The following is a 13,753-nucleotide window of genomic DNA, read 5'->3' on the forward strand; positions in this document are numbered from 1 at the left end:
GATATCCTTACGCCGCCAGCTGTGCAGTGACGGATTCGATCATCTTGTTGAATTCGGCTTCAATCTTGTCGGCGAAGTCAATTTGCATCTCGTAAACATCTGTGAATTCGGCGAAGGCCCAGCGGCCGTATTGACTGAGATTGTTCACACCGGGGACCCAGTAGGTCTCCATCGTGGACTTCTTCTCTTTCGCATCCTCTCGCCGGTAGCCCTTAATTTCCACAATCAGATGCAGCAGGTCGTCATCACCGTGACCATCATTGATCATGACGATGAAGTCTGGGATATATTTACGTGTCTCGGAACCGTAGCGGTATGGCACTTCAAGCCCCAGATTATGGTTCTTTACGTAGGCTTTTACTTTCGGGTGCGACTCGACCACACGGCAGAACTCCCCTTCCCAGTCGCTATCGAGAATCGCCCAGTTGATATGGCAAAGTTTGGAGTCCGTCTCCCAACGGTCGGTCTTGGAGGTATTGAAGTTGACATGGGCGGTGGAACCGACAGGATTGTAGGGATCGAGCACAGCCCTGATGGGGCGCTCACCAACCAGCGACCGCGTAATGCCAGCGGTGATGCGTTCACACGCCATATCAGCCAGTTCCTGGTACATGAGCTGCGCGGGGTAGGTGCCGCCTTTGCAGACCAGACAGTTATCGAGCCACTGTTTGGTAATGCGTTTCAATTGACCGAAAAGGTGTAATTTGGGTTCTTCGCCTGGGTCGCGCCATTTTGTGTAGAGCAGTCGCTGGGTAATATGGAACAGCAGTGTGGAACGGCGCATGTCCTCCAGGTGTTCCAGACTCAGATCCACGTCCTCACCGATAATTCCGGCATTCTTAGTGATCGACGGGCCGACCAAGTCTGGTGTCAGTTCCAGAACGGAGTCGTCATTGAACTCGGCAGTCAGCCGTTCCTCTGGCAGCTCTACACGATAGCCTGCGACACGCGGGAAACGGATTTCCAGGGCATCGCGCTCAGGGCGAATGGCCTTGACCTGGATGGTCTCGCGAGGTGGCTGCGGTGGTGCGACCACGGGCTTGGCCGTGAAATCGAAGGGAATGCCCAGGACGTCAGCATATTCGACGTTAAACAGTCCTTCTTCATTCAGATCGTAAGACTGGCGCCGCAATGCACGACCTATTACCTGCTCGCACAGGAGCTGAGTACCAAAGGCTCGAACTCCCAATACGTGAGTGACGTTGTTGGCATCCCAGCCTTCGGTGAGCATCGAGACAGAGACCACGCAGCGAACCGATTCGCCTAGCTGACCTGCCTTTCCTACCGTGTTCATAACCTCGCGCAGCAGGTCTTGCTCAGTGATGTTCTCGGCCTGGCGGCGGTCTCCGGTTCGTTCGATTATCTCGCGGCGAAAACGTTCGATCTCATCAGCGGCCATTTTGTGAAAATTCTTGTCCAGCGCCTCACCCGATTCAAGCTGTTCGCTATCGATCAATAATGTGCGAGGCCGTGCAATCGGGTTGCCGTGTTCATCAAAGTTTCGGAATAACGGTAAACGCCCATTTTCAAGTGTTGAGGAACCGTCATCATTTTCCCGTTGAAAGCCAGAGATATAGTCATACACCAGCTTGGAGGTAGAGGTGTTGTTACAGACCACGATGAAGCAGGGAGGCACATGAACCCCAGCATCCTTCCATAGCTCATAGGTCTTCTCATAGTGGCCGTAAAGCGCCTCGAGGGCGGTCTGTAGTCTCACAGGCAGACTGAGCGGGTCGAGTATTTTTGACTTGCCCCGGCCTTTTTTTGGCATGTCCTTTCGAATGTGTTCCCACAGTTTGCGGAACATTGGCATTTCGTCACCGGGAAGATTTTGCGCTACGGGCACTCGAGGTAGTTTGACGATTCCGCACTCTATGGCATCCATGAGCGAGAAATCACTCATTGTCCAGGGAAACAGGGTGCCCTCCGCGTAACCGGAACCGCTCAGGAAGAAGGGAGTCGCCGACAGATCAACAACACGAGTCACTCCGAGTTTTCGGTTGACTGCTTCGATACCAGATATCCAAAGCCGGGCAGCTTCACTATTTTTTTCGGCCTCTTTCCGATCATCTCCCTTGAGATCACCTTCGGCATCATGGTCGGGTTTTTCACGATAGCAGTGGTGAGCCTCATCGTTAATCACCATGATGTTCTTCATACCCATCAGGTCAGGCATTACCCTTTGAAGCATCTGGCCCTCTGTTTCCAGGGTGTTCAGTGCCTCCCCTCGTCCCTGAAGTAGTGAGCGGCCACCTTTAGAAAGATCTTGGCGCTCACGCTGCTTGAAGGCATGGTAGTTAGTGATAACGATCTTAGCCCGTTCGAGCTCACCCATCATATCGCCAGGTATTAGCTCTCGGCTGAGGTAATAGCTATCGGGATCGTTGGGTTGCAGAACACGCAGACGATCTCGAATGGTCAAGCCTGGGGCTACAATAAGGAATCCGCGAGTAAACCGCTTGCTCTGAGGTTTGCGTACCGAGTTGATGGTCTGCCAGGCAATCAACATGGCCATGACTGTGGTTTTTCCGGCTCCGGTGGCCAGCTTCAAGGCAAGACGCATGATCTCCGGATTAGCATCATTGTTAGCATTCGCCAGATGTTCCAGAAAGCCTTTGCCAAGCTTTCCGGTGTTGGGAGCGACTTCGGTCAGCCAGACCGCCGTTTCAACGGCTTCGACCTGACAGAAAAAGGGACGGATACTACTGAAGTTGTGATGTCGCCAGTGTTGGAGCAGGCGGGCGGTTTCTGGTGTTACTTTCCAGTCGTTAGAGTTCGGCAGTGCTCGCCATTTATCAACCTGATGACGAATACCATTGATGATTGCCGTATGGTCGTATTGCTGTTCATCTGTGGACAGGCCCTTGCCTTCATCGAAGAGCAGTTGTGATTGTTCTGCCGTCCCTTTGCGTTTTCTGGGCTTGGGGATGGGTGTAATGAATTCCGCGCGGCGACGGCTTTCGATGATCTGCTGTGTGGGTTGACCGCTGTCGTCCAGTTCCCAGTGCCGATTAGGGTAGTCATAGGGAGAATTGAGAACGGGGCGTTCAAAGAATTGGTTATCCATTTTCCTTATATTCCCCTCTTACCCACAGATCTACTTCATTTTTTCTGAATTTCCAGAGACGGCCTACTTTATGGGCAGGCATTTTCTTGCGATCGATCCATTTGTATATAGTGTCCCGCTTGACCCCGAGATGAGCCGCAATCTCATCCACCGAAAACCAACGATCATCAGTCATTGCTTAACACCCCAGTACGGATTCCACCCGATAAAGAACCATACACTGACTCAAATCACGCTCGCTGAACCAGTCACACCAGTTGTCCAATAAAAACGGGAATAATCGGTCATATAGTATTAGAATAGCCACATAAAAGATAGAATTTTATGCCAATCCGAGTTCTGATATCCAAGTAGAAGGCACTGCGAATCAATATGTTACACAAGCCACCCCCGACAGTGACCGGAAGGAGATGATGGTGGAGGTTTTCTTTTCCTACTCACACCAGGACGAAGGATTGCGCAATGAGTTGGAAAAACACCTGTCGCTCCTTCGACGGCAAGGAGTGATTGATATTTGGAGTGATCATCGCATCAGTCCAGGCGAGGAGCTTGGCGGTGAAATCGACCAGCACCTTGAATCGGCTGACATCATTCTCCTATTGGTGAGTCCCGACTTCCTGAATTCGGACTATTGCTATGACATCGAAATGAAACGAGCGATGGAGCGCCACGAACACGGAGAAACACGTGTGATACCGGTCATCCTGCGACCTTGTGATTGGCAGAGCGCACCTTTCGGAAAGCTTAAGGCTATTCCGAACGATGGAAAGCCAGTTACAAAACACCAGACACTCGACGATGCATTCCTTGATATCACACGTGCCATCCGGAGTGTCGCCCAACAACTGAAACCAGCCTCGACAGGCACAGTACACGCTGAATCCACACCTATTGAAAGCACCTCGGTGCCGTCGCCCGGCCAAAAGGTTCGATCCAGCAATCTGAGGATTCATCAGGAGTTCACCGACCGACAGCGGCACAAATTCCTCGATGATGCGTTTGAGTACATTGCCCAGTACTTCGAGGGTTCACTCGCGGAATTGGAATCACGGAACCCGGATGTGGAGACCAGTTTCAAACGGATCGATACGACTCGTTTTGAGGCGACAGCCTACATGAACGGGCAGGAACGCAGCCGGTGTGGAATCTGGCTGGGCGATAGTGCTTCTATACTTAAGGGCATCCTGTTTTCCCACAGTGGATTGGGGAACGGGAACAGTTACAATGAATCATTGTCTGTGGAAGATGATGGCTTCTCACTTTTTCTGAAACCGATGGGCATGGCTCGTATGGGACAGCATATCGATGAGCGGCTCACACATGAAGGGGCAGCAGAATACTACTGGAATATTTTTATTGAGCGGCTTCGATAGTGCGGTATTGTGATCAGGCAGTCTATGCAGGAAAACAAAGTGAACAACTTTTTCAAACATCTGGTTAAGGCCCTACTCGCAGCCATTCGATTCGTGATGGTATTTTTTTCAGAAGCAGTAAGGCTTCTCGCCAGCAGCGCTCGAACATCACCAGCAGACGACGAGATCAATAACTCGTTTCGTGGTGGCGTTATGAATCACCGTACCGGAAAGTTTGACGACGGAAGCGATCCCGCAGGTTGGTACGAACGCGATTAGCGACGAGTTCCTTTCGATAGCAGTGTTTTGCCGATTGATCCCCCTTGGCGACCTGCATCCTGGGCAGGACTCCGAAGTGGGCTGGTAGCTGCCTCAATCGATCGTCCCACATGTACGCCTACCCACGCCATCATCCCGCTCCAGAGCAAAGGCAAACCCAGATAGAGGCTTGTCGTGATCATGTTGAGCAGCATGCGTTTGATGTCGTGCTCGCCGGGGTTTGCGAACATCTGCAGGAAGACATTCACATCCGGGTACATGGACAGGATGAGGTTCTGATCCACCCACAGCGCCAGGTACCAGAGCACGCTCCAGAACTTGACGGTGAAGATTGCCATGGCGCCGATGACCATCATGGAGATGGAATAACGCGACAGCACCACGATCATGGGCAGCAAGGCATAGATGCCGAGCAGGAGCACGGCCTGCACCATCGGAAGGGCCTGCAGGACCGCGGTCATGGTGACCGAGAACAGCGCCGATGCAGCCACAACGCCGCCCGATGCCAGGCCGCCTTTGGCGACATTCTCTACCGTGCTGAGTAACCCGGTACTGCCGGAATTGTGGGCGACGAGGTCGTTGTTCGACCACGATGGTGGAGCATTCGCCAGAACAGTCTTGGCCACTGCATCATTTTGCTGTTCGCTGGCCAGGGCCGGTGCGATGGCAACCACCAGTCCTGAAAAGCCAGCCGATGTGGCATCGGCCTCGGTGATCAACTTTTCACGCAGGCCAGCCGAGGCGTCCTCCCACCACTGCTTGCAGTAAGGCCTGCCCCAGGTGGGTGGAGCCGCAGGATCGTATTCGGTATCACGGGCAGCATTGTAGGCCCAGCCGCTGACCTGCGTGGTGGCGCGCAGGGTGTCATAGTAGCCCGGCGTATTACGATAGACTTGCGATCCCATCCAGTCCGGATCATCAGGGCCATAGGTTGTCAGCAGGGCATTGACCGCGGCGGTGGCAGGTCGTTCTGACTGGTACATCGACCGGGCCGGGATGTAGCACTGACTGAAAAAATCGCTGACTTCCTGGCGCAGGCGTGGGTCGGCAATAGTCGCCAGCCGCGCCTGTTGCTCATAGGTACGCATGTCCGCAGCGCTTGGGAGGCCTTCGACCACCGCATGGTTGAATCCGGAGGTCATCGAGAGCACCGCATACCACCACACCGGGACGTTCACCGTCGCCAGCGAACCGGTGAAGCCGGTTGAACCGTAGGTGCTCTGGGGTGCGGCCACAGTCGCCGTGGAGGGTGTCGGGTCGATTAGTGTCGGGGGCGGCGTGTAGTTGAGTGAAGCCGCATTCAGTGGCGTCAACGCGGCCGGTTGGCCGGCCAGCACCACCACCAGTAGCGCGATAAAGAGTTCCAGCTCCATGCGCCGCAACGACAATCCGGTGACAGTACCGAACTCACCACCTTGCGCCGGTTCCCGCCAGTTGTCGATCAGGATGCCAAGGAACGGCAGGAACACGATACCGGTGCCCACCAGCACATCCCACAAAATGCCATAGAAGGTCCAGCCGAACAGTGTCGTAAAGAGTTCGAGATAGCTGTCGACGGTCATGCCCCGCTCCCCTGCAGTGCGGCCAGCACCTGACCAAGCAGGTTCTGCCCCAACACCAGTTCAATCACGACGAGCCAGGTCACGATACGCCAGCGTACAGCGAGCAAGTTCGTGGCCTGTGTCTCATCCAGACGTTCCCAATGTTCAAGGGTGTTCACGATCCATGGCCAGCCCATCGCCAACAGGGCAATCAGCGAGACACGGATGCCAGTCAGGAGCGGTTTCAAGGCATCGATCCTTGTCTGCACAGCGACTACAGAGGATGTCTCGACTGAATGCCAGAGAATGCCACCCGCTCCCAGTGCCAGACCAAATGCCAGCAGGGTCAGCAAAAAGAACCAGCGCCGGCGCAAGGCAAATCCGTTATTGGACACGGCCATTGCTCAGCGGACGTGGATCGATGGTCGGTACTTCTGGCGTTTTCAGGGATGACTGCCGACGGGCCGCGGCGCGTTGCAGCAAGGTCGCAATCGTGTCGGAAACCACCTCCTTGCGTACCCGAGTCTCGAACAACAGGTTCTCGATCTCCTTATCCAGCTCGGTGATGGATTTGTCCGCGTGCTCGCGGGCCACCTCGGTAGCATAGACCTCGGGCACCTGGCGGCCGGAAAGCAGCAAACGGCGAGCGTACAGCGCCTTCTCCACCGTGCGGGCCGTGCTGATCTCTGACACCAGACGGCCCATGATGAGGCTCTGCTCGGAGGCCGGCATTTCCCGAATCGCCTCGATGACCTGGCGGGTAATGGCCACGCCGGGGGCAGTAATATTGTCCAGGTTGGCCAGTGTCGGGGGCGTTGCGCCGGAGACCAGGTTCTGGATTTCCGTCGTTACGGTAGTTGCCTCCTGATTGAGCTTTGGCAGTAGCCCGGTACCGGGAATACTGTCCTTGCGGCAGGTATCACAGGTCGTGACGATGTTTTCGCCGACCACATCGACGACCCAGTTACGCGCCTCGGTAGGCGTTGTCCAGATCTCAGTCAGGCGGGTGGCCGATGCGGGAGGCACCGGGCCTGCCGTTGTGATCGGGCGATTCATATTGATGTTGTACCCTGCCTTGACGATGTCGCCGGTAAATTCCAGCACCGGCTGTCCGGAGCCTCCGGCCTGCCCACCGATCCAGGGCACGCCATTGTCCCCGTTAGAGGTCTCGACGGCATCCTTGGCGGTTACTGCATCATTGCCACCTACGCCCATCTGGAGTTTCCAGTCATTGCCTTTGGACAGCGTGATGAGATCGGCATAGGGATTTTTGCCCTGGGCGATCTCGGCCTCCATCTGCTCACAGGACTTGGTCGCCAGCTGCATGGTCTCCTCGGCCTGCAGCAAAGCATTCTGGAACATGTCGTAGAGGCCAGGATTGGCGCGCTGCAGGATCAGCGCCGGGAGTGCGGCAATCGCGGCACTGGCCGCGGCCGTCATCGCGTTCATCATGTTGTCGATACCGGCACCGATATCGTTCAGCGTATTGGTCACGGCCGCCACGGGGTCGAATTTGCCGCAGCTATAACCCAGCCCCAATTGCGCCGAGCCGCCCAGGGTAACGGATACCACAGAAGGATTGGCAGGCGCCGATACCGGCTCTGCCCCACCGATTTCGTAATACCAGAAACTGTCTTCCGTCGGCCCCTTGGTGATGGCATGCGCATTATTCACACTGAGGAGTCCAATCAGTAGCCAGCTGACAGCTCGTCGATAACGGAATGTATGTAAAGAGTTCGTTTTCATCAGGGATAGGCAATCCAGTCAATATCAAACAGAAACCATTGGCCGCGGCGCTCACAGCACTTGTAGGGCCGCCATAGATTCCAGACATAATCGCCTTCGCTATCGACGCGCCCGCCACCCCAGCCGGTCAGGCTGGCCAGATCATTGGTGCCAAAGACGTTGCAGCTCGATTCAGATAGCGGCAATAACATCTGCCAGGTACCGGTGCTGCGATCCTTCTCCATCAAAGGCCCCGGTGACCAAACCTTCATGGAACCCGATGAGCCGGTAACCGGCACATAGACGTGCGGTTGTCCCGTACGCGTGACGATGTCACCAGCTCGCTGGGCATTGAGGGCCGCCGCCTTGGGCTCTTCCGACTGGGTTGTCCAGCCAGTGCGCGGATAGACACCACCCCAGGTCTGCAATGGCCAGGTGCCCAGTTCACGCAGACCGGGAATCAGGCTGGCGGGATAAAAGATCTCCGGGATCTCCTGCCGCCACGACAGGGCATCGAGGCCGGACTGGAAATAGGGAAAGAATGAAGTGGTCTCTGACGGACACAACAAACCGGTACCAGCAACGATACCTGTCAGCGAGCTCAGCGGGTGGCCAATGGCGTCAGTTTCCCGGTAGACCAGATTCTTGTGGTCACGCTCCGAGGTTCCTTCTGTTCGGTTGCCAGCGCTTTCAATCGGCACCGGCAGCAAGGCACCCAACAGACCCGTAGCCGCCGTCTTTTGCGCCAAACCGAGAGTCGCGCGGATCTCGGTCCACGGATTCCCGCCCAGCTCGTTGTAGGTACTGACCACCAGATCCGGGTTGTAATGCCCCACCTTGATCGAGGTGCGTACACTGCAACCGGTCCAGGAACAGCGCAACCAGAAACAGGTGCCAATTGGCATCCAGCGCATGCAGGAGAAAGCCGCCGTTGTCGTCTGGGCAACGATCTGTGGTGTGGTCGTTGTACCGGAGAATCCGGTGACCGGCACCCATAACGCAATCGCTAGGCAAAACGATAGAAAGCTCTGGCGGATCATCACTTGCCTTCCTGCCGCCATGCCCGGTAATGCGCAATTGCGATCTGCACATCGGTTACGCCGTATACGACTGCCTCGCCATCGAAGACAATGGCTGGATAGCGATCCACGCCATACTGCATCGCCTTCGCCAAACCCATCGCGGCGCGTTGCATTCGCGCACGATCTTCCTCACTTAGTTGCTGGAATCGGTGCAGAACGACTCGTTTGGATTGCTCGGGATCGGCCGGAAGGCCCTGTGACAGATTCGCTTCACTACGCCAGATGCCATCCAGTTCAAAGACATGGAATTCTGCTTGCTCATGAAGCGCCTGACTATTGATACCCACGTCACCGGATATGGGCCGTTCAGTCGTGGTAAATACCTCCACGAGGTGCGGATACACCTCTACCGGTCGACCCGCTTGTGCAACACCAGCGAATAGGACCAATACAATCCGTACCGGCACGACAAAGCTTTTTGAGCGTGAATTCCTGATCATGTACACAAATGGCCCACTGACAGAGTGATGGGGTATCGTGTATTACGATGAGGTCTTAGTGAACGGAAAACTCGATCAAGATATGGCGTGGTTAATACCCGGTATTCACCACAGAATGATCATGCTGGATTTTCAATAAGTGTGACGATGATAAATCCGGCCATTGGCTCCACCTGATCGCTCTAAAACGGGCGTGATGATCAATGCTCGAGTAGACTGAATATATGTCTCAAAAGCACAATAGCTATGGATCAATCGATTGACTGATTTTGTCGGCTAACGGCAGGATAGCTGGCATTCAGGGTTTCGCGGAATAACGGTTAGTGAATGCTTTCAAAGGCGCCAGGAACGGTCATTGTGATTGCACTTCTCTTAATATTGAACGGAGCCGGAATGGAACGTAGTGAAATCCGGGTTTTTACTCGCGTTTCTCATTCCCCGGATTACGCTGTCACTTCATCCGGGCCTCTTACTACAAGACATTAGATCTAAGCCAAGCGTCAAGAGTGTCGATCTGCACAAAATGTGTGGGCACTTCATAAGGTGGAAACCTCAACCAAAAGTGCATGTCTTTGGACACGTAAAGTTCAGACAGCGATAATGGTTTGTCCTCTGGAGTCGGCCAACCCAACAAGGACCGCAAAATGTCCGTGTTTTGGATGAAAAAGTCGCGCCTTTGCTCGATCTTTTGTAGCTGCCCTTTCTTTCTGCCGCCACCAAAAATTGTATCCCGTAACCGACGCGTATCTTTGAGACAAAAGGCTGGTTGATTGTATTTGCACTCAACCGTCAGCCACAAGTTTTCCTCTGGTCTGTATGCCAATACGTCAAAATCTCCAACCTCTGGAAAATTTTGATCCGGAAAACGACTTTTGAAATCAATACCCCTGATAGCATAAGGCATGGCACGGGCGCAGATTTCGTGCGCTCGAACCTCTAGATCGTCTTCCAGTTCCTTTTTAAGTTGCCTGACAGCTTTCTTTATATTCGGCCAAGGGTAATCAGCCGGTAGGTAACCATCTGTAATTACCCCCCTCCAAATGCGGCTCGATCTTTCCACCACAGCCGCTCCCCATAATACTCGGCCGTCGGCTAGCTCAAATAGGGGACGAATGGTGTTACGACTGCCTCGTTTAAAATGCTCCCAGACAGGAACATCGTCCGGAACATCATCCTTGCCAAACAGATGCCAGGCTTGGCCAGGTTTAAGAATGAGGAATTCGATCACCGCTAGAGCAGAATCTAAAGGAAGATCTGGGTAAGTCGTTACTGCACGCTCTGCTATACGTTGTTTTTCACTGGCATATCCGCATGCCAATTCTTGAGCGCCACCAACCGATACCCAAAGCATAAGTGTGGAAAAAACTTGCAGCATGTGAGTATAGGTAAATTGGAGATCTGTATCGAATGCCTCGTCCAGCATGGTAAAGTATGCCTCCGTCGACATAGCCGTGGAAACCTTGTCCTTTTCAACGACGTTAACGCCCAACCGCAGAGCAGCCATCTCTCGTCCAAACACGTCTTCCTCATGCTTTCGCTTTTCCGAGAAGAAAACCTCCGGAACATACTGGTCATCGATCCGTAGACCTCCTACATCTATGTCGTTATGGAGGACATCGCTAGCGCTATACAAAACCAACAGCCAGTCGATCATTGCTAGGATTGATAGCACCTCCTCCGCACGCGCAGGAGATGTCTGTGCGGAACTTAGAACTACCGAACATTCCAGTAGGTATCGATAGTTTTTGCTTTCACGAATAAATTTTTCATGAGCCTCTGACATGGCATGTTCCCGATCATAATCAACCTCGTGCCGAAGGCTTTGTTTGAACCGAATTTCATCCCGGTTATAGGAAGCAGTCAACGAGTCGTATTGGCTAGTGCAATACCACAGTAGACTCTCGCGATCCATCTCGCCAATGCGCTTGTGCACCTCGTCCCGATAAGCTTCACGCGCACGGTTAATGAGTGCTTTTGCAACCTCTAATTCGTATGTCCCCGGTTCTATATCTTGTCCTCTCAGAAGTATTGCGAGATCACGTCGCGCAACTTTGTAATCTTCAGAAGTAGGTACTTGCGGTAGGGTAAAGTCTGGCACATCCACTTTTCGTTGCAGGTGGCTTACCGTAAAACGAGGTGAGCGGTCAGCAGTGTTTAGCAACGCTTCGCGTAGCTCAGAAGGCATTGGGCAATCAAGAATTCTGAACAAATGCTCAACAACCACCACAGCACAGGCTGCCTCGAAAGTTGCATCTTCAGCAACTTCCAATTCTTGAGCCAATTTCGCCAAATTGACAATGATCCGGGCTTGGTAGCTTTGCGGATCCATAGATGCCATTTCCTTCCAGTCAGTAATGAGAGGCATTACTAATGCTTGCTGTATCTGTTCATCCTCACCTGATGCCAGTAGATGTTTCTCACTGAAACAATGCAAATTGATACGACGCATGGGCAGCTGAAGGAATGGCTCGATAATCGAAGCACGCTCGGCGATGCTATCAGCGGCACAATGGAGAAAAAGCTCAAGCAACGAGCCATCCTGCGACTCTAACCCAACATCTTCGGCATCGAGAATAAAATAAAGTGTCGTAGCCCCAATGACAGACGACCACGCGATTTTTGGTGTGTTTTTAGCAATAACGGAAGACAGCGAACTAGCACTCTTCGTCTCATTTATTTCCCAAGCATTGTCGTCGTCTGGAAAAATGAGTGGGGCTTGGCTCCATAGTTTCTTGAGCTGTTGGTACCTCCAGGATGCACCCCAGTGGGGGTCCAAAGCCAAGAAGTTTGGCATCAACGCCCCTTCAATGATTTGGGCATGGGTATCACGGAAAGAGCCAAACAGGTCTCCCAAATCACTAAACGGACTACCTCCATACTGACCAAGGCCATCAACATAGTCCCAGAATCGCGTAAATTCATCCACCGATTCAATAGAGTCAAAAATTGTGCATGCATCGACTAAGCTCATTAGTTGTGCTTTGGTGTTAGTCTTCCTTACCTTCAAATGTCCCGTGGATACTGTCGTGATAACCAGGATGACCTTTACTGAGATGGGTTGGGGTGTAGATGCTTGCGGATCGCGAAACTGAAAACCATCGCTAGTTCCGATGACCTGGAGTCCCCAGTCTGGGTCACGCATAACACGATGCATTGCGATCACAGCTTTTTCAGCTATTTCCAGTTGATCGATCGCCACCGGCACTACCAGAAAGAAATGTGGGGCACTGATAAGAGCAGCTGCGATGGGCAGCGGGACTCGCTCACGGCGCGACCGCATCACTAATGGACCAGTCAGGCATGATCCAGTCTTGACTCGTTTAGCCACATATTTCCCTAACTGTGTAGCAGCCCATGGCGAGACGGTATAGGTTTCCGCTGCCCAGGCATCAATCACAACCGTCGTTACGTTGCGAAGACAGATGGCGTAAGTCTTTCCATCAATTCGGACCGCCTGCCAAGGCAACACTGCACCAGTCATCACTGCTTCACCGAAGCTGTTAGCATCTGACCAGGTGGCTGGTTTTCCAAATTGTGTAATGTATTGATCGTGAAGCTGGTTAACTGACGATAGGTTACTCAAGGCGGGTAAGATGACTTCCCAAAATTTTGCAGGTGGAATCTCGATATACCCAGGACTCAACTCGTCCGGTTGATCATTGCCATTTACCGGTACCTGTTCCAGGAGTTGGCTCTGCAATCGTATCGAAATTTCCAAATCGGCTACGGCTTGCGAACCATTTTCATGGGAGATACGGAATGCTTCTATGTAGTCAGAGATGCGTTGCACAGGGCCGCCGTGCAGAATAGCAACTGGCTCCTGCCCTATTAATATTTTCACCGCTCCCCAATCCGCCTCTGGCACGTAGTCCTCGAGCATAGGAAAGTCAGGCAAGGACTCGATAAGTGCCCTACAGAACTCAGCGAATCCCTCGTAGGTCGTTATTCGGGTCGGTGAAAATCTGTCGAACGGCATAGAGACCAAAAGGCTGAATGCTAAAAGGTGCTTTACTTGGCTAGCGCGATTGGGCTGCCATAAATCTAAGATGTTTAGCGCGCAGATCGCATCTACTGGATGAACACGTGACAGGACCTCGGTAACTCGTTCGCAGGAAGCCTGGAAGGATTGTTCGAACCTCTTTTGCTGCTCTTCCATATTCTGCTGCATCGCGATCAGGAAGTCCGGCTTCGTGATTGGCGCTTTAAACTTCTTCTTGCCCTTTTTCCTATTTCTATTTTTACGCTTTTTTCTATTCATTAGGCTTCT

The 13,753-nt window shown here is 53.1% G+C and carries 10 protein-coding genes; 2 read left to right on the forward strand and 8 right to left on the reverse strand.

What is annotated here, in order from left to right; translation table 11 throughout:
• Positions 1 to 7: 7 nt before the first annotated feature.
• Together A3GO_RS0111000 and mads1 are read right to left on the reverse strand one after the other, a co-directional pair.
• A complete protein-coding gene (locus A3GO_RS0111000; protein ID WP_029133443.1) occupies positions 8 to 3,067 on the reverse strand; it encodes a BPTD_3080 family restriction endonuclease in 3,060 nt (1,019 codons plus the stop codon).
• A complete protein-coding gene (mads1, locus tag A3GO_RS0111005; protein ID WP_029133444.1) occupies positions 3,060 to 3,242 on the reverse strand; it encodes a methylation-associated defense system helix-turn-helix domain-containing protein MAD1 in 183 nt (60 codons plus the stop codon). The genes A3GO_RS0111000 and mads1 overlap by 8 nt, the downstream gene beginning before the upstream one ends.
• Positions 3,243 to 3,477: 235 nt before the next feature.
• Between mads1 and A3GO_RS0111010 the strand changes: the two genes are divergently transcribed.
• Positions 3,478 to 4,440, forward strand: a complete 963-nt coding sequence (locus A3GO_RS0111010; protein ID WP_335340035.1) for a toll/interleukin-1 receptor domain-containing protein — start codon at positions 3,478 to 3,480, stop codon at positions 4,438 to 4,440.
• A gap of 39 nt (positions 4,441 to 4,479) precedes the next feature.
• Positions 4,480 to 4,698 carry a hypothetical protein gene (locus tag A3GO_RS0111015; protein WP_157606787.1) on the forward strand — a complete coding sequence of 73 codons (219 nt, stop codon included), beginning with the start codon at positions 4,480 to 4,482 and terminating at the stop codon, positions 4,696 to 4,698.
• Here the strand turns inward: A3GO_RS0111015 and A3GO_RS0111020 are convergent.
• The 6 genes from A3GO_RS0111020 to A3GO_RS0111045 all read right to left on the reverse strand — a co-directional run bounded on the left by A3GO_RS0111020 (position 4,695) and on the right by A3GO_RS0111045 (position 13,744).
• The gene (locus A3GO_RS0111020; RefSeq protein WP_029133447.1) at positions 4,695 to 6,260 is read right to left on the reverse strand and encodes a conjugal transfer protein TraG N-terminal domain-containing protein; all 1,566 of its coding nucleotides are present in this window, start codon (positions 6,258 to 6,260) and stop codon (positions 4,695 to 4,697) included. The two genes, A3GO_RS0111015 and A3GO_RS0111020, sit on opposite strands and share 4 nt — an antisense overlap.
• Complete coding sequence (locus A3GO_RS23595) at positions 6,257 to 6,634, reverse strand: hypothetical protein (protein ID WP_157606788.1); 378 nt, start codon at positions 6,632 to 6,634, stop codon at positions 6,257 to 6,259. Before A3GO_RS23595 ends, A3GO_RS0111020 begins: the two co-directional genes overlap by 4 nt.
• Positions 6,624 to 7,913, reverse strand: coding sequence for an integrating conjugative element protein (locus A3GO_RS0111030; protein WP_245621720.1), 1,290 nt, complete (start codon positions 7,911 to 7,913; stop codon positions 6,624 to 6,626). The genes A3GO_RS23595 and A3GO_RS0111030 overlap by 11 nt, the downstream gene beginning before the upstream one ends.
• A gap of 71 nt (positions 7,914 to 7,984) precedes the next feature.
• Positions 7,985 to 9,004, reverse strand: a complete 1,020-nt coding sequence (locus tag A3GO_RS0111035; RefSeq protein ID WP_051302191.1) for a TIGR03756 family integrating conjugative element protein — start codon at positions 9,002 to 9,004, stop codon at positions 7,985 to 7,987.
• Positions 9,004 to 9,486: a TIGR03757 family integrating conjugative element protein gene (locus A3GO_RS0111040; RefSeq protein ID WP_084610015.1), complete on the reverse strand. Its 483-nt coding sequence runs from the start codon at positions 9,484 to 9,486 to the stop codon at positions 9,004 to 9,006. The genes A3GO_RS0111035 and A3GO_RS0111040 overlap by 1 nt, the downstream gene beginning before the upstream one ends.
• Positions 9,487 to 9,958: 472 nt before the next feature.
• On the reverse strand, positions 9,959 to 13,744 hold the full coding sequence (locus A3GO_RS0111045) for a hypothetical protein (RefSeq protein WP_029133451.1): 3,786 nt from the start codon (positions 13,742 to 13,744) through the stop codon (positions 9,959 to 9,961).
• Between the last annotated feature and the right edge of the window lie 9 nt (positions 13,745 to 13,753).

This window comes from Sedimenticola selenatireducens DSM 17993, assembly GCF_000428045.1.
In the GTDB taxonomy this organism is placed as follows: Bacteria; Pseudomonadota; Gammaproteobacteria; order Chromatiales; family Chromatiaceae; genus Sedimenticola; species Sedimenticola selenatireducens.